Below are 17,565 nucleotides of genomic sequence, written 5' to 3' on the forward strand. Positions count from 1 at the left end.
CGTTGTTAGATTTTGATGTTGATGTACAGCAGTTTGCAAATATAAAAGTAATTGGATGTGGTGGCGGAGGAAATAACGCTGTCAATAGAATGATAATTGAAGGTTTAAAAAACGTAGAATTTATAGCTATAAATACTGATAAGCAGGCTCTTATGCTTTCTCATGCTACTCAAAAGATTCAAATAGGAGACAAGCTTACAAAAGGACTAGGAGCTGGAGCGAATCCAGAAGTAGGACAAAAAGCTGCTGAAGAGAGCAAAGAGGAAATATCTCAAGCAATTAAAGGTGCAGATATGGTATTTATAACTGCAGGAATGGGTGGAGGAACAGGAACGGGAGCAGCTCCAGTAGTTGCTGAAATAGCAAAATCAATGGGGATTTTGACTGTTGGTGTAGTTACAAAACCTTTCCCATTTGAAGGAAGAAAGAGAATGCTTCATGCAGAAATGGGAATAGAAAATTTAAAACAAAGAGTTGATACATTAGTTACTATACCTAATGAAAGATTATTAACTATGGTTGATAAAAAGACTACTCTTATGGAATCATTCAAAAAAGCGGATGATATATTAAGACAAGGTGTTCAAGGTATATCAGATCTTATAACAATACCAGGACTTGTTAATCTAGACTTTGCTGATGTAAGAACTGTTATGTTAGATAAAGGATTAGCTCATATGGGTGTTGGTATGGGAACAGGAGATAATAGAGCTCAAGATGCGGCAAAACAGGCTATTTCAAGTCCACTACTTGAAACTTCTATAGTAGGTGCTACAGGCGTTCTTTTGAATGTAACAGGTGGATGCGATTTAGGTCTTTTAGAAATAAATGAAGCTGCAGAAATAGTTCAAGAAGCTGCAGATCCAGACGCTAATATAATTTTTGGAGCAGTTATAGATGAAAATCTTAAAGATGAAATAAGAATTACAGTAATTGCTACTGGATTTGAAAATGAAAAAGAAGCTATGGATCCTATAAGAACTACATATGCTACTAAGCAGGAAGAAAAGCCTGCATATCAAACTCCTGTACAACATGAGCTAATTCATGAGGAAGCAGCAGCTACTCGTGAATTCAATGATAATGATTTGGAGATACCAGCTTTTTTAAGAAAGCAAAGAAGATAAAAATATAATTAAAAACATATGAGAAAGTCATGATTACATTTAATGTAATCATGACTTTTTTTAGTATCATAGAAAATGGTTTAAAAAATGAACAATCAAGTTGTCCAATTTTAAATTTATTAATTCATTTATAGAAACAAGCATTAAATTCTTACTTATCCTTAATCTTCTATAAGTTATTGAAATAAACATATCATCATTCGATGTTATGTAAATTTTCTTTAACAATGATAATAATTCCTACAATTTTACCTTCTATAGCTTTAGCTAAAATACCAATATAAATATATAACAATGAAATCAACCTTTGTTTAAAGCACATATAAAGATAAAATTACAAGAAGAATAGTGTAAAAAAATGGTAAAACAAAAAAAGAATTAACCCTTTTAAAATGACAAAATTTTACTGGCTGTGGTTATATAATAAATAAGAGGGTGATGTAAGAATGAAGATTTATATAGATGTTTTGCTTTTTGAAAATTTTTTAGTGAATTTATTTTTAATGTATATAACAAGTGAAACTATGAGTATCACTCCAAAAATAAAAAAGATGATATTTCCATCCATCATTGCAGCATCTTACACATTAGTTGTATTTTTAAAAAATGAAAAATTTTTAAACTCTGTATTTTTTAAAATTGGGATTGTAGCAGTATTTTTATATTTATATTTTAAAATTAAAGATTGGAGATTTATAGTCAAGAGCTCTATAGTATATATTATGTATTCGATGATTTTAGCTGGATTATGTATCTTTATAGATATGGAGTTAAATAATAGATTTTCTATAGAACTAAATGTTATAAATTTCTCTTATAAGCGTATAATGCTTTCTATCATGTTTATATATATTTTATTTAAACGGCTATTATGTTACATAAAAGATAGGAAGATAATGAAAAAGCTTATATATAAAGTTGAAGTAGAAGGGGAGGGGTGGTCAAAGACATTCAATGCATTTTTAGACACAGGCAATGAACTTAGAGAGCCTGCTACTAACTTGCCCGTATTGGTTATAGAAGAAAGCGTTGTAAATGATGTACCTTTAGATAAGAAAAACTGTTTTTATGTGCCCTATGCTGTAGTAGATGGACAAGGTGGGAATATGGTTGGATACAAAATAAAAAATATAAAAATATATTTTGATGAAAATAATGTAAAAGAAACACAAGGGATAATATGTATTTGTAAAAATAAGTTAAGCATAGGAAATGAATATAGTGGACTTCTTTCACGAGGGTTAATATAGGAGGAATAAAGAATGATTAAACTATCTGTACTTTTAAACAGAGTACTTTCTAAATTTAAAATATTTTTCAATAAGATATATTACATAGGAATAAAGGGCAGCAATGATGTATTACCACCACCTTTAACCAAAGAAGAAGAAGAGGATTTAGTAGGACAGTTAGTAAGTGGGGATAATGAAGTTAAGAGTACACTTATAGAGAGAAATTTAAGGCTTGTAGTGTATATAGCAAGAAAATTTGAAAATACAGGTGTAGCTGTAGAAGATTTAACCTCTGTTGGAACTATAGGGCTTATAAAAGCTGTTTCTACATTTGATCCGCAGAAAAAAATAAAATTGGCCACTTATGCATCTAGATGTATTGAAAATGAAATTTTAATGTATTTAAGGAGAAATAGTAAAATAAAATCAGAAATATCATTTTACGAACCTTTAAATACTGATTGGGATGGAAATGAATTATTGTTATCAGATATTTTAGGAACGGAAAGCGATACTGTGTATAATTCAATAGAAGATGAAGTTGATAAGCAGCTTTTATGTGTTGCCTTAGACAAGTTAAGTGAAAGAGAAAAAGAAATTGTAAGATTAAGATTTGGACTTTCTGGTGTTAAAGAGAGGACACAAAAAGAAGTGGCTGATATGCTTGGTATATCTCAATCCTACATTTCTAGACTAGAAAAAAGAATAATAAGTAGACTACGAAAAGAAATAAATAAAATGTTATAAGCTTGTCATTAGTATAAAATCCTTCTTGTAAGGAGATAATTTTTAATGGAATTACTCTGAAGGGATGGTTACTTATGATGATTAGCAAAGTGGAAATATGTGGAGTAAATACCTCGAAATTACCTGTGTTAAAAGAAAAAGAAATGAAGTCACTGTTACTAGCTATGCACAACGGTGATCCTAATGCCAGAGAGACTTTTATTAAGGGCAATTTAAGATTAGTTTTAAGTGTTATACAGAGATTTAACAATAGAGGAGAAAACGTAGATGATTTATTTCAAGTAGGATGTATAGGTCTTATGAAGGCTATAGACAATTTTGATTTAAGTCAAAATGTTAGGTTTTCAACTTATGCAGTTCCTATGATAATTGGAGAAATAAGACGATATCTTAGAGACAATAATTCTATAAGAGTGAGCAGGTCTTTGAGAGATATTGCTTATAGGGCTCTCCTTGTAAGAGATAAGTTTATAAATGAGAACAATAAAGAACCTACAGTATCTGAAATAGCAAAAGAACTCAATATTCCAAGAGAAGAAGTTGTTTTTGCTTTAGATGCCATTCAGGATCCAGTATCATTATTTGAACCAATATACCATGACGGCGGAGATGCTATATTTGTAATGGATCAAATAAGTGATAATAAGAATTTAGATGATAGCTGGCTAGAAAATATCTCAATAAAGGAAGCAATGAAAAAATTAAATCAAAGAGAAAAATTAATATTAAATCTACGATTTTTCAGCGGTAAAACTCAAATGGAGGTGGCAGATGAAATAGGAATTTCTCAGGCTCAGGTTTCTAGGCTTGAAAAAACGGCTTTAAAACATATGAGAAAATACATATAGTGACCTTGGTTATCCAAGGTCCTTTTTTTGTGTATAATAATTAATTAGTAATTTATTTTAAGTATGAATCATATATTTTTTATAGGAGTAAAGGGGGAAGTGTTATGGATATAAGTAGTATGCATTCGTTAAATCATATAAGATCTATGGAAGTTATAGATGTAAATATGGGAGCTAAGCTAGGTTACATAAAGGATTTGAAAGTTGATTGTGATAAGTGCCAAATAATATCAATATTGATGCCTGAAGAAAAAGTTTCTTGGTTTGGAAAATCAACTATGAGAGAAATACCATGGGAGAATGTAGTGAAAATAGGGGTTGATGTGATTTTAGTTAATTATGATAAAAATATTACAGAAGAACTCTAGAAATATAGTGAAAATTTAAAAGTTATGTGATTGAAAACTAGGCTTTTATTATTAAAATATTTATTTAATATGCTCATTTATATTTATAAGAAATATTTAAGCGTTATTTAAGTACCATTTAAGAGTTGCTTCCTTGAATGTAACATAGCTGTAACATAAGTACATTAAGCTTAAAGAAAAAAGGAAAGACGAGGTACTTTAAATGAAAAAAATAAAAGCAGGGGCAGTTATATTAGCAGGGGGATTAATCCTTACTTTAGTAGGATGCAACATGATAGAGAGAACTCCAGAATCTATTAAGAAGAGTGCTGTAGCTAAAGTTAATGGCAAAAATATTACATTAGAAGAAGTTGATTTAAATTTAAAAGAATTACTTGATACATTTAAAAGTAAATATGGAGAAAAATATATGGATAATCCTAAAATTGCTCAACAAATTTTAAATCAAAGAGAAAAAATATTAAATAAAATGATTAATGAAAAGATTTTGGTTGCTATAGCAGAAAAAGAAAAAATAGTTCCAAGTCAAGAAGAATTAACAAAAAAAGTTGATAATCAAATAGAAGGCTATAAGAATAAATACAAGGATGATGATTATAAAAAAACATTAGAAAAGATGGGATTTACTGATGAATCTTTTAAAGAATATTTAAAGAATAAAATTATAGGAGAAACAACAATAAACAATTTAACTAAAGATATAAAAGTAAATGAAGAAGAACAAGAAAAATATTATGAAGAAAATAAGAAAAAATTCATAGCAAATGATGAAGGAATTCTTGTTAAGCATTTGTTGTTTGATAATGAATTAGATGCTCAAAAATTATATGATCAGATACAATCAAAAGAAACAACATTTAACGATGTATATACAAAATATGAGAATAACAAATATGAAAATAAAAAACCTATTGCAGAAAATATAGGAGTGGTTTCTGAGAAAAATTCAAAGTTAATTAAAGAGTTTTTAGATGGACTGAAACCATTAAAAGAAGGTGAAATATCTAAACCTGTAAAAACTAAATTTGGATATCATATAATTCAAGCTGGAGCTACTTTTAAAAAAGGAGATCAGATGCAATTTAATGATGTTAAATCACAAATAAATCAGATACTAAATAACCAAAAAAAATCAAAAGTTTTAAAAGATGAAATGGAAAAGTGGAAGAAAGAGTTTGATGTAAAAATATATGATGATAATTTAAAAGGTGGATTAAAAGTGAATATTAACAGTAAAAAATAAAAATTTTGAAAAACTTAAATATATAAAGGTGTCATTGAATGTGGCACCTTATTTTAGTTGAAAAATTTTTTTATATGGCTGTAGAAAATTATATTGTTAATATAATTTTAATAATAGAAAAACTAATTCTAATAATGAGTTGATAAAAAAATATATATTTAATATAATTAATAATGTTAGCAAACTATATTTAAGAAAAGGGCGTGAAGGTATGAGATGTCCATATTGCACACACGAGGAAAGCAAGGTAATAGATTCAAGATCAACAGATGATGATATGGCCATTAGAAGAAGAAGGGAATGCTTAAAATGTGGTAAAAGGTATACCACTTATGAGAAGATAGAAGATATTCCTATATTGATAATTAAAAAGGATTCTACAAGAGAAAATTTTGATAAAAATAAAATAGTTAATGGTCTTATAAAAGCTTGTCAAAAGAGACCAGTTTCTCGCAATCAAATAGAAACTATAGCTAATGATATAGAAAAGGTTTTGAGCAACAATATGGTTACAGAAATTAAGTCAGAAGAAATAGGCAATATGATAATGGAACGACTTAAGATTATAGATGAAGTGGCTTATGTAAGATTTGCATCTGTATATAGGCAGTTTAAGGATATAAATACCTTCATGGAAGAAATTGAAAATTTAATGTCAAAGAAATAGAAGCCAAACTCTAATATAGTTTGGCTTTAAAATTATGTTAAAAGCAAGTTAAAATACGATTAAAGCTATGGATAAGCTGTTGAAGGATGATAAAATAAGGGAGAAGAGTTATGATAAAAAACATAGTAAATGGATATAAAGTAATAGAAATAGATTTGGAAGGTGCTAATTGTATCTTTACTACATCTCATAATGGTCTTGACTTAAACAGAGAGGGAATAGATTTTCAAAAGAATTTAAATTGCCTTAAGGACTACTATAAACTTAACGACATAGCATATCTAAAGCAAATACACAGTACTTATGTATATGATGCTAACTCAAAAGAAGATATAGGTGATGGATTATATACTGAGAAAATGAATCTTGGAATAGCTGTATTTACTGCTGATTGTGTGCCTATACTTGTTTATGATTATGAAAATAATCTTATTGCAGCTCTACATAGTGGTTGGAAGGGAACAGTGGATAACATTTTAAAAGAGGGTATAAAATTCTTAATACAAAAAGGCGGTAATCCAAAGACTATGAAGATTGTTATAGGTCCGCATAATAAAAGCTGTTGTTATGAAATAGGTAATGATGTTGTTGAAAAGTTTAACGAGAAGGATATATTTAAAGGAGTCTCTATATTTAAAGGACGAAATTTAGATATGGAAAAAGCTATTATATTACAAGCTCTTAATGAGGGAGTTTTAAAGGAGAACATAATAACTATGGAATACTGTACTTTTTGCAGCAGTGATGTAAAGTTTCACTCTTATAGAAGGGACAGAGAACAAAGCGGAAGAATGTTTTCTTTTATATATATGAAATAATATCCATTATTTGATTGGAGGATAAATTTATGAAGGATGACAAAATCTTAATAGTAGATGATGAGGAACATATAATTGAGCTTATTAAATTTAATTTAGAAAATTCAGGTTATGAAACACTTACAGCTACTAATGGAATAGATGCTTTAAGAATAATAAGAGAGGAAAGCCCTAGACTCATACTTCTAGATATAATGCTTCCAGGCATGGATGGATATGATATCTGTAAAGAGATAAGAAAAGATAGTGTCATAGCTAATATTCCTGTTATCATGATAACAGCTAAAGGAGAAGAGGTAGACAAGATACTTGGACTTGAACTTGGAGCAGACGATTATATAACGAAACCATTTTCCATAAGAGAATTAATAGCAAGAGTTAAAGCTTTAATAAGAAGAACTAGCAGTAGTATGCCTGATCACATTTACAAATTCTCGAATATATCTATTGATTTTAACAAACATGAAATTCTAAAAGATGATACAAAGATAGACCTTACTTTAAAAGAATTCGAACTTCTAGAAATTCTGATAAAAAACAAGGGGAGAGTTATGACTAGGGATTTCTTATTAGATAAGATATGGGGATATGAATATATAGGAGAAACAAGAACTGTAGACGTTCATATAAGACACTTGAGACAAAAGGTAGAAGATGATGACAAGAGTCCTAAATATATAGAGACAGTGAGAGGTATAGGATACCGTTTTAACAGTGGTGAATAATATGCGTAAAAAAGTACTTATATCTATATTAGCTACAATAATAATAAGTCTGCTTATAGTAGGTGGGCTTTTTATGGTGATTTTTAATTATCAGCATATGGAAAATACTAAACAAGATTTAAAACTTGCAAATTCAGTGGTTGTAAAAAGTATAGAAGCTCAAGATGATGAAAGTGTTATCCAGTTTTTAAGAAGTATATACGAAGATTCACCAATTAGAATAACATATATAAAATCAGATGGAACAGTTATTTTTGATAGTGATGGCGATTTTGAAAGGGCAAATAACCACCTTTCAAGAGAAGAAGTAGAAAAGGCAATAAAAAATGGTGAGGGAAGCAGTACTAGATTTAGTGATACTTTAAATAAAAATATGATTTACTATGCGACCCTTATGAAAAATGGAGATATAATAAGGTCTTCAATAGCCGTTGATAATGTATATATATTAAAAAGTGACTATACACAATATTACATAGGAGCTATAGTAGTTGTAATATTGCTTGCTATAGTATTTACAACAAAACTTACTCATGCTATAGTTGAACCTTTAAATGAACTTCAATTTGTAACATCTAGAATTGCAAAGGGAGATCTTAAAAGAAGAGCAAACATACAATCTAACGATGAAATAGGGAAACTTGCCAATACATTTAATAATATGGCTGATAAGCTTGAGATATCTTTAGGAGAAGCAACTGATAGACAAAATAAACTAGAGGCAATACTTAAAAGTATGGATAGTGGTGTTGTTGCTATTGATAAAAACCATAAAATAATAATTATGAATCCCTATGCTAAAGAGGTATTTGGAATAGAACGTAACATAATTGGAGAAAATCTTATGGATCACATAAGAGATTTTGAACTTGAAGGTGTATTTACAAACGAGCATGATGGATATAGGGAAATAAAAATTCTCTGGCCTAAGGAAAGAATATTAAGAGTAAGAACTACAGATATAATAAGTGATGGTGGGTTAATTGGTACCGTTGCTGCGGTTCAAGATGTAACTGATGTAAAGAGGCTTGAAAATATGAGATCTGAATTTGTAGCCAATGTTTCTCATGAATTAAAGACTCCACTCACATCAATAAAAGGATTTGCAGAAACATTAAAATATGTAAATGATGAAAAAAACAAAGAAAAGTTTTTAGGAATAATAAACGACGAAGCAGAGAGGCTTACAAGGCTTATAGAAGATATTTTAACACTTTCTAATATAGAACAGCATAAGGATGAAGTTGTTGAAGAAATCAATGTTAAAGAAGAACTTTCATCTATATGCTATATAATGAGAAATAGTTCTAAAACTAAAAATATAGATATAATCTACAATTGTGACGAAGTTAATCATATATTTGGAAGTAAAGATAGATTTAAGCAGATGATGATAAATCTTATAGATAATGCTATAAAGTATTCTGATAAAGGATCAAAAGTTTGGGTTTCAGCTTCAACTGAAAATGGATTTGTAAATATAAGCATAAAAGATCAGGGGGTAGGAATACCAAGTGATCATATACCTAGACTTTTCGAGAGATTCTATAGAGTTGATAAAACGAGATCTAGGGCAGCAGGAGGAACGGGACTTGGTCTTGCAATTGTTAAACATATAGTATTAGAATTTAAGGGCAATATAGAAATAAAAAGTGAATTAGGTAAAGGAAGTGAATTTATAATAATGCTTCCTGAAATGAACACCAGCATCTAAGCTGGTGTTTTTTTATTATAAACTTTTTTACCCAGTATTAAACTATGTTAATTTTAATTAACCTTAGAATAATATTCAGTTAACTCTAATGGTGCATAATAAATCTTGTAAAGAAGAAAACTAATAAAAATAGATAGAAAGCACGGAGGGGTTATATATGAATAAAAGAGTGAAAAGATTGTGTATGGTATTAGCGGTAGCTGCATTAGGAACAAGTTTTGCGGCTTGTGGATCTAAAAATGAAGGAGCAGATGGCAGTGATAAGATATCTGGGGATATACTTGCAGTTGGTTCAACAGCACTTCAGCCTCTAGCAGAAAAGACTGGAAAGATGTTCACTGAAAAATATCCGGATGTAACAATAAGCGTTCAAGGTGGAGGAAGTGGTGTAGGTATAACTCAAGTATCAGAAGGAAGCGTACAAATTGGAAATTCAGATGTAGAAGCAAAGAAGAAAATAAGTGATGAGAATGTATTGAAGGAATTAGTAAACAATAAGGTTTGTGCAATAGGTTTTGCTTTAGTGGTAAATAAAGATGTAGCAGTAGAAAATTTGACAACTGAACAGATACAAGATATTTTCACTGGAAAAGTTACTAACTGGAAAGAAGTTGGAGGATCAGATCTTCCCATAAACGTAGTAAATAGATCTAAGTCATCAGGAACAAGAGCAACTTTTAAAGATACTATATTGAAAGATAAAGATGAAAAAGAGGGTTTAGGATTAACTCAGGATTCAACATCAGCAGCAAAGAAAACAGTTAAGGATACAAGTGGAGCAATATCTTATGTAGCATTATCAAACTTAAGAAATGACTCGGAAAAAGAAGGCCTAAAGCTTTTAAAAATCAACGGAGTTGATCCAACAACAGAAAACATATCATCAAACAAATATCCATTCTGGGCATATGAGTATATGATAACAAAGGGAGAGCCAAAAGGTGCTGTTAAGGCATATATCGATTATATAACAAGTGATGAAACTAAGGATACTATCATAAAAGAAGGATATATACCAATGAGCGAATTTAAATAAGTTTTAATGGTTAGTCTTTGGACTAACCACTATTTTTTAAATATAAGTTAATATGAAAATATAGAGGTTGAGAATATGAAAAAGAATAATAAAATCTCAAAATTTAAAAATGAATATCTAGGGATGATTTATGCAAAGAGCTGTGGAATATTAATAGTTGTACTTACACTGGCAATACTAGGATTTGTATTTTCAAAAGGAATTACAATTTTTTTAGATGGATCAATAAGCCTTAAAGATTTTCTATTCTCTTCAAGCTGGAGCCCAGATGCAGATACACCAAGATTTGGAGCACTTGTCTTCATAGTAGGATCAACGCTGGTTTCTCTTGGAGCTATAGTAGTAAGTGCACCTATAGCAATAGCTCTTGCTTTGTTCACTAACTTTATTTCGCCCAAGCTTGGAAATAGATTTATCAAGCCGGCATTAGAACTATTTGTAGGTATACCGTCAGTAGTTTATGGTTGGATAGGAATAAGTTTTTTAGTGCCTATAATAAAACATACGTCAGGAGGATTAGGATTCAGTCTTTTAGCAGGTATTATAGTTCTTAGCATAATGATACTTCCAACTATAGCTACTCTTGCATCTGATGCTCTAGCAGTAGTTTCTAAAGATTATTTAGAAGCTTCTTATGGACTAGGGGCTACTAGATGGCAGACTATAAGTAAAGTAGTTCTTCCAGCAGCTAAAAGTGGAATATTTACTGGAATTGTACTTGGTATAGCTAGAGCTTTTGGGGAAGCTTTAGCTGTTCAAATGGTTATAGGTAATTCAGTAAAGTTTCCAGGAAGTATATTAGATACAACTTCAACTCTTACTGGTATCTTAACTATGGAGATGGCAAATACAGCTTCAGGAAGCCTTTGGAATAATGCTTTATGGTCTTTAGCTGCCTTGTTACTTTTAATATCTTTCATATTTATAATAATTATAAAGTATATTGGGAAAAGGAGTGAGGTAAAATAATGAACGCAAAGAAAATAGATAGGATTTGGACTTCAGTTCTTTATATCATTTCCTTTTTAGTAGTTGCATTATTAGTATTGCTTATAGGAATAATACTCTATAGAGGAGTAGGATTCTGGGAACCACAGTTTCTTTTTGGTAAACCTAAACTTGGGGAAGCTGGAGGAGGGATAGGAATTCAACTATTCAACTCTTTCTATATTCTCATACTTACCCTTGTAATAAGCATTCCTTTAGGTATAGGTGCAGGAATATATTTATCCCAATATGCTAAAGAGGGTAAATTCCTAAATATAATAAGGTTAAGTATAGAAACAATGGCATCACTGCCTTCTATAGTAGTAGGTTTGTTTGGATTGCTTATATTCGTAAATGCAACAGGATGGGGATTTACGATTATAGGAGGAGCTTTAGCTATAACAATATTAAATCTGCCATCTTTAACAAGAGTAAGCGAAAATGCTATAAGGGATGTAGCTTCAAAATACAGTGAAGCGAGCCTTGGTATGGGAGCAACTAAATGGCAGACTATAGTTAAGGTTTTACTTCCAGCGGCATTTCCGCAAATTTTAACTGGAATAATACTAGCAGCAGGAAGAATATTTGGAGAAGCAGCGGCCTTGTTATATACAGCAGGAATGAGTGCTCCTAGCTTAAATTTTGCGGCTTCAATAACAAGCAAAGCAAATCCCTTTAATATTTTTAGACCGGCAGAAACATTATCAGTATATATCTGGAAATTGAATTCTGAAGCTAATCTTCCAGATGCAGCAGCTATAGCAAATAAATCTGCAGCAGTACTTATAATAATGGTTTTATTATTTAATGTAATATCAAGAATTTTAAGCAATAAGATATACGAAAAATATAGAGGGGCCAAGTAGGAGGGATTTTTAATATGGATATCATAAAAACTAATAACTTAAACTTATTTTATGGAAAGAATCAAGCACTTAAGGATATAAATTTAAATATAGAGAAAGAAAAAGTCACTGCACTTATAGGACCTTCAGGATGTGGAAAGTCTACTTTTTTAAGAAGTTTAAACAGAATGAATGATCTTATAGAAAATGTAAGAATTGAAGGTGCAGTGCTATATGAAAATAACAATATATATGATAAGGATTATGATGTAATAGAACTTAGAAAAAATGTGGGTATGGTTTTCCAAAGACCAAATCCATTTCAAATGTCTATTTATGATAATATAGCTTATGGACCTAGAATTCACGGAATAAAAAATAAAAGTAAATTAGATGAAATAGTAGAAAAGAGCTTAAAAGGTGCGGCATTATGGGATGAAGTCAAGGATAAACTTAAAAAGAATGCCTATGGATTATCAGGAGGACAGCAACAAAGATTATGCATAGCGAGAGTTTTAGCTGTTGAACCAGAGGTTCTTTTAATGGATGAACCAACTTCAGCCTTAGACCCTATATCAACTCTAAAAATAGAGGAACTTATGGATACTTTAAAGAAAAAGTACACAGTAGTTATTGTGACTCATAATATGCAGCAGGCAGGAAGAATATCTGATGACACAGTATTTTTCCTAAATGGAAATATAATAGAAAGCGGAAAAACAGAAGATATTTTCTACAACCCTAGAGATAAGAGAACTGAAGACTATATAACAGGTAGATTTGGTTAAAAAGAAAGGGGCATTTTTATGACTAGAGGATCTTTTGATATTGAATTACAAAACTTACACAATGATTTATTAAGAATGAGCAGTATAGTGGAAAAACAAATTTATTCATCAATTGAAGCTTTAGTTAATCATGATGACAACTTAGCTGATATGGTAATAAAGGATGACGATTTAGTTGATAAACTTGAAGTAGAGATAGACACTAAATGTATAATGCTTATAGGAAGAGAGCAGCCACTAGCAAAGGATTTGAGAAACATTTTTACAGCCACAAAGATAGTTACAGACCTTGAAAGAATGTCGGATCATGCTGTAGACATTGCTAAAATCGTAAAGAGAGTAAGCGGAGAAGTTTATGCAAAGCAGCTTATAGACCTACCTAAAATGGCAAAGCTTACTTTAAATATGATTAGAAAATCTATAGATGCATATATAGAAACCAGTGAAACTATGGCTTATGAAACTTGTAAGCTTGATGATGAAATTGACGAATTATATAGTTCCATATTTACAGAACTTATAAAGTTAATGACAAAGGATCAAAGTTTGATACATCAATGCAGTCAATTTCTATTCGTATGCAAGTTCTTAGAAAGAATAGCAGATCATGCAACAAATATCTGTGAAGCTACCATATATCTTGTAACAGGAGAGGTAGCAGATCTAAATGACTAATAATTAGCATATGGCATAAGCTGTATGCTTTTTTTATTTGACTAAATATATCAATTAATGTATGATATCATAATGATGGAATATAACTTTAAGGGGTGATAATATGAGTGCAAAAATAAGAAGTATAAGCCCTGGATCAATAGGTGATGAAGTAGGTTTAGAAGTAGGAGATGTGATTTTATCAATCAATGATAATAAAATTACTGATATAATAGATTATAGATTTTTAACTTCAGATGATTATCTAGAGATAGAGGTAGAAAAATCCAATGGTGAAGTTTGGGTTTATGAAATAGAAAAAGATTATGATGAAGATTTGGGAATAGATTTTGAAAGTGGAATAATGGATAAGGCAAAGAGCTGTAGCAATAAATGTGTGTTTTGCTTTATAGATCAGCTCCCAAAAGGAATGAGAAATACTTTATATTTTAAAGATGATGATTCAAGACTTTCATTTCTTCAAGGTAATTTTGTTACCCTTACAAATATGAAGGATGAAGACATAGATAGAATAATCAAGTATAGAATAAGTCCTATAAATGTTTCTGTTCATACAACTAATAGCGAGCTTAGAAAAAAGATGCTCAATAACAGATTTGCTGGGAATGTTTATGAGAGGCTTAAAAAACTAGCTGAAGCTGGTATACATATGAATACTCAAATAGTAGTATGTCCGGGTCTCAACAATGGAGAAGAACTTATAAGAACTGTAAATGATTTATATAAGTTATATCCCTATATAAATAATATAGCAGCTGTCCCTGTAGGAGTGACTAAGTACAGAGAAGGATTATATCCTCTTAAAACTTATGAAAAAGAAATGGCACTTTGGGAGATTAAAAATCTCGAAGATGTCCAAAATAAATACATAAAAGAAATTGGGACGCCTTTTGTAAGGCTTGCTGATGAATTCTACGTTATGGCAGGAATTGATGTGCCAGAAGACGAATTTTATGGTGATTATGAGCAGATTGAAGATGGAATAGGTATGATCAGATACCTCAGAAGAGTTATTGATGGAACCATAGATTCCTTAAAGGATTCTTTAAAAGGCAAAATAACTTTTGTAACAGGAACTTCTGCATATGATGAAATAAAGAATGTAGCATCAAAGATAGAAAATAAAAATTCTAACTTAAATGTTCAAGTGGAAAAAATTAAAAACAACTTTTTTGGAGAGACTATAACTGTAGCAGGTCTTATAACGGCTAGCGACATAATAGATCAACTAAAAGATAAAAATCTAGGAGACTATTTAGTGATACCTAAAAATATGCTAAGAGCAAATGAAAGGGTATTTTTAGATGATATTACAGTAGAAGAATTAGAAGAAGCATTAAAAATTAAAGTTATCTTATGTGAGTATACTGGAGATGACTTAATTGAAGCTATAAACGGTATCGGGGAGGAAGAATAAGAATGTCTAAACCAATAGTGGCTTTTGTAGGAAGGCCAAATGTAGGAAAATCAACTTTATTCAATAAAATAGCAGGAAAAAGAATCTCAATAGTAGAAGATACACCTGGTGTTACTAGAGACAGAGTGTATGCAGAAGGCGAGTGGCTTAATAACAAGTTTACAATGATAGACACTGGCGGAATAGAGCCGGAAAGCAGTGATGTAATAGTTGCTCAAATGAGAAGACAGGCACAAATAGCTATAGAGACATCAGATGTAATAGTATTTATAGTTGATGGAAAAGAAGGGCTTACAGCAGCTGATCATGAAGTAGCTCATATGCTTAGAAAGAGCAAAAAGCCAATAGTCCTTGTTGTAAACAAAATAGATTCTTTAAAAGAAGAAGATAATGCTTATGAGTTTTATAACTTAGGCATTGGTGATCCAGTCACTATTTCTGCATCTCAAGGATTAGGTCTTGGAGATATGCTTGATGTAGTAGTTGGAGAATTTAAAAATATTCCAGAAGAAGATGAGGATGAAGAAAACATAAAGATAGCTTTAGTTGGTAAACCAAATGTAGGGAAATCCTCTCTTATCAATAAATTAGCTGGAGAGGAAAGAGCTATAGTATCTAATATTCCAGGTACTACAAGAGACGCCATTGACAGTACTATAGAAACCGATTTTGGAAAATTTACATTAATTGATACAGCAGGTCTTAGAAGAAAGAGCAAAATAAAAGAAGAAATAGAGAGATATAGTGTAGTTAGAACTTTAGCAGCTATAGAAAGAAGTCAAGTATGTATACTTATGATAGATGCTGAAGAAGGTGTTACAGATCAAGATGAAAAGATTATTGGTTATGCTCATGAATTAAATAAAGCCATAATGGTCTTAGTCAATAAATGGGATCTTATAGAAAAAGATGATAAAACTTTAGATAGATACAAAAAAGATCTTCAAATGAATCTTAATTTCTTAAGCTATGCACCGTATTTATTTATATCAGCTAAAACCGGACAAAGAGCTCATAAGGTTTTAGAGCTTGCTAAAGAATGTTATGATAACTATAGAAAGAGAATTTCTACAGGAATATTAAATGATGTAATAAGTAAGGCAGTGCTTATGAAAGAGCCTCCTATAGTAGCTCTTAAGAGACTAAAGATTTATTACGTTACTCAAATAGGAACAGAACCTCCAACTTTCGTGTTCTTTGTAAATGACAAAAATACTATTCACTTTTCTTACCAAAGATACTTGGAAAATCAATTGAGAAGCAGCTTTGACTTCAAAGGAACAGGTATAAAGATGGAGTTCAGAGAAAGGAAGGAATAAAAGTTATGAAAGTGGCATTTTTAGGTGGGGGAAGTTTTGCCACATCCCTAAGCAATCTAATAGGTAAAAAAGGATTTGAGTCTACAATTTGGGCAAGAAATAAAGATGTAGTCAATGAGATAAATAACGAAAGAAAAAATTCTAAATACTTGAAGGATGTTGAACTAAATCACAATGTAAATGCTACTGATGATATAAAAAAAGCTTTAAAAGATGCAGATTATGTGGTTATAGCTGTAGCTTCTCATGCTATTCGTGAAGTATGCAAAAAAGCAAAGCCATTTATAGAGCCTGATGCAAGAATTATTAATGTGGCTAAAGGAATAGAAGAGGGTACCTATAAATTATTAACTGATGTAATATCTGAAGAACTTCCTCATAATAAGGTTGGAGTTTTATCTGGTCCTAGTCATGCTGAAGAAGTGGGAGCAGAAATTCCAACTACTGTAGTAGCAGCATCAGAGGATAGAGTTTTAGCAAGAGATATACAGGAATTATTTATGACTCCATATTTTAGAGTATATACTAACGATGATTTGGTTGGTGTAGAAATTGGAGGAGCTGTAAAAAATATAATAGCATTTGCAGCAGGAGTGAGTGATGGTATAGGTTATGGTGATAATGCAAAAGCAGCTTTAATGACTAGAGGGATGAGCGAAATAGTAAGGGCTGGAAAAGCTTTGGGTGGAGACGCAGAGACTTTTTTTGGACTTACAGGAATGGGAGACCTTATAGTTACATGTACATCTATGCACAGTAGGAATAGAAGAGCTGGAATATTAGTAGGAAAAGGCATGTCCATTGAAGAGGCTACTAAAGAAGTAGGCATGGTAGTTGAAGGTGTAAAGGCATGTAAGGCTTTTTATATGCTAAGTGAAAAAAAACATATTTCCATGCCTATAACTCACGCATTATATCATGTGATTTTTAGTGGAAAAGACCCTAATGATGCCGTTAGAGAACTTATGATGAGAGATAAAAAAAGTGAACATTTCAAATAAACCATGAT

The 17,565-nt window shown here is 30.7% G+C and carries 18 protein-coding genes; all 18 read left to right on the top strand.

Going from position 1 to position 17,565, the window contains the following annotated elements; all coding sequences use genetic code 11:
* Positions 1–2: 2 nt before the first annotated feature.
* The 18 genes from ftsZ (at position 3) to KQH81_RS07575 (ending at position 17,557) form a co-directional block, all read left to right on the top strand.
* On the top strand, positions 3–1,127 hold the full coding sequence (ftsZ, locus tag KQH81_RS07490) for a cell division protein FtsZ (RefSeq protein ID WP_027638192.1): 1,125 nt from the start codon (positions 3–5) through the stop codon (positions 1,125–1,127).
* A 446-nt stretch (positions 1,128–1,573) separates the two neighbouring features.
* Positions 1,574–2,377, top strand: coding sequence for a sigma-E processing peptidase SpoIIGA (locus tag KQH81_RS07495; protein ID WP_027638191.1), 804 nt, complete (start codon positions 1,574–1,576; stop codon positions 2,375–2,377).
* A gap of 12 nt (positions 2,378–2,389) precedes the next feature.
* On the top strand, positions 2,390–3,106 hold the full coding sequence (gene sigE / locus KQH81_RS07500; protein WP_027638190.1) for an RNA polymerase sporulation sigma factor SigE: 717 nt from the start codon (positions 2,390–2,392) through the stop codon (positions 3,104–3,106).
* 74 nt (positions 3,107–3,180) lie between these two features.
* Positions 3,181–3,954, top strand: coding sequence for an RNA polymerase sporulation sigma factor SigG (gene sigG, locus KQH81_RS07505; protein ID WP_027638189.1), 774 nt, complete (start codon positions 3,181–3,183; stop codon positions 3,952–3,954).
* A gap of 104 nt (positions 3,955–4,058) precedes the next feature.
* Positions 4,059–4,322 (top strand): YlmC/YmxH family sporulation protein, encoded by a 264-nt coding sequence (locus KQH81_RS07510; protein WP_027638188.1) that lies wholly within the window; start codon positions 4,059–4,061, stop codon positions 4,320–4,322.
* A 202-nt stretch (positions 4,323–4,524) separates the two neighbouring features.
* Positions 4,525–5,565, top strand: a complete 1,041-nt coding sequence (locus tag KQH81_RS07515; protein WP_074844171.1) for a peptidylprolyl isomerase — start codon at positions 4,525–4,527, stop codon at positions 5,563–5,565.
* Between the two features lie 211 nt (positions 5,566–5,776).
* Positions 5,777–6,232: a transcriptional regulator NrdR gene (nrdR, locus tag KQH81_RS07520; protein ID WP_027638186.1), complete on the top strand. Its 456-nt coding sequence runs from the start codon at positions 5,777–5,779 to the stop codon at positions 6,230–6,232.
* Positions 6,233–6,342: 110 nt separating this feature from the next.
* Complete coding sequence (gene pgeF, locus KQH81_RS07525; RefSeq protein WP_027638185.1) at positions 6,343–7,050, top strand: peptidoglycan editing factor PgeF; 708 nt, start codon at positions 6,343–6,345, stop codon at positions 7,048–7,050.
* A 29-nt stretch (positions 7,051–7,079) separates the two neighbouring features.
* Entirely contained in the window at positions 7,080–7,775 is a 696-nt protein-coding gene (locus tag KQH81_RS07530) for a response regulator transcription factor (RefSeq protein ID WP_027638184.1), read from the top strand.
* 1 nt (position 7,776) lies between these two features.
* Positions 7,777–9,489: a two-component system histidine kinase PnpS gene (pnpS, locus tag KQH81_RS07535; protein WP_027638183.1), complete on the top strand. Its 1,713-nt coding sequence runs from the start codon at positions 7,777–7,779 to the stop codon at positions 9,487–9,489.
* Between the two features lie 157 nt (positions 9,490–9,646).
* Complete coding sequence (locus KQH81_RS07540) at positions 9,647–10,525, top strand: phosphate ABC transporter substrate-binding protein (protein ID WP_035770514.1); 879 nt, start codon at positions 9,647–9,649, stop codon at positions 10,523–10,525.
* A gap of 75 nt (positions 10,526–10,600) precedes the next feature.
* The gene (gene pstC, locus KQH81_RS07545; protein WP_027638181.1) at positions 10,601–11,494 is read left to right on the top strand and encodes a phosphate ABC transporter permease subunit PstC; all 894 of its coding nucleotides are present in this window, start codon (positions 10,601–10,603) and stop codon (positions 11,492–11,494) included.
* Complete coding sequence (gene pstA, locus KQH81_RS07550) at positions 11,494–12,378, top strand: phosphate ABC transporter permease PstA (protein WP_027638180.1); 885 nt, start codon at positions 11,494–11,496, stop codon at positions 12,376–12,378. Before pstC ends, pstA begins: the two co-directional genes overlap by 1 nt.
* Before the next feature lie 14 nt (positions 12,379–12,392).
* Entirely contained in the window at positions 12,393–13,145 is a 753-nt protein-coding gene (gene pstB / locus KQH81_RS07555; RefSeq protein WP_027638179.1) for a phosphate ABC transporter ATP-binding protein PstB, read from the top strand.
* Positions 13,146–13,163: 18 nt separating this feature from the next.
* The gene (gene phoU / locus KQH81_RS07560) at positions 13,164–13,820 is read left to right on the top strand and encodes a phosphate signaling complex protein PhoU (protein ID WP_027638178.1); all 657 of its coding nucleotides are present in this window, start codon (positions 13,164–13,166) and stop codon (positions 13,818–13,820) included.
* A gap of 82 nt (positions 13,821–13,902) precedes the next feature.
* The gene (locus tag KQH81_RS07565; RefSeq protein ID WP_324783008.1) at positions 13,903–15,237 is read left to right on the top strand and encodes a DUF512 domain-containing protein; all 1,335 of its coding nucleotides are present in this window, start codon (positions 13,903–13,905) and stop codon (positions 15,235–15,237) included.
* A 2-nt stretch (positions 15,238–15,239) separates the two neighbouring features.
* Complete coding sequence (der, locus tag KQH81_RS07570; protein ID WP_027638176.1) at positions 15,240–16,556, top strand: ribosome biogenesis GTPase Der; 1,317 nt, start codon at positions 15,240–15,242, stop codon at positions 16,554–16,556.
* Positions 16,557–16,561: 5 nt separating this feature from the next.
* Positions 16,562–17,557 (top strand): NAD(P)H-dependent glycerol-3-phosphate dehydrogenase, encoded by a 996-nt coding sequence (locus tag KQH81_RS07575; protein ID WP_035770510.1) that lies wholly within the window; start codon positions 16,562–16,564, stop codon positions 17,555–17,557.
* Positions 17,558–17,565: the final 8 nt, after the last annotated feature.

Source organism: Clostridium cadaveris (assembly GCF_020911725.1).
Lineage (GTDB): Bacteria > Bacillota > Clostridia > Clostridiales > Clostridiaceae > Clostridium_X > Clostridium_X cadaveris.